General features: G+C 39.9%; 1 protein-coding gene. It reads right to left on the bottom strand.

The features are described from left to right. Positions 1 to 278, bottom strand: a 278-nt coding sequence (locus SB822_RS56645; protein WP_410859045.1) for a hypothetical protein, incomplete at both ends; no start/stop codon positions are given.

The following is a 278-nucleotide window of genomic DNA, read 5'->3' as shown; positions in this document are numbered from 1 at the left end:
ACGTCAGATTCGGATAAACACTGTGAAAGTTGGACTTAATTGCCTCTAGTTGATTCTTTTCAGCTCCAATATAGAAACGATATTGCGCGCCTGCTTCATCATCAATGGTGTAACGAATAACAAACGAAAAGCGTTCTCTTCCAAGAAATAGCCTTTCTATCCATCTTCGTTTTGTTCCGTGAATCCGCCGCATTAACTGACTCAGCATTTCTTTTGAAACACCATCATCCGTATGTGGCAACAGTTGAACATAATCAAAATGTCTCTGAATCCGAAAG

The organism is Paraburkholderia sp. SIMBA_054, from assembly GCF_046534875.1.
GTDB lineage: Bacteria > Pseudomonadota > Gammaproteobacteria > Burkholderiales > Burkholderiaceae > Paraburkholderia > Paraburkholderia hospita.
Note: the sequence above shows the minus strand (reverse complement) of the source record. Positions and strands in the feature narration are given on the sequence as shown.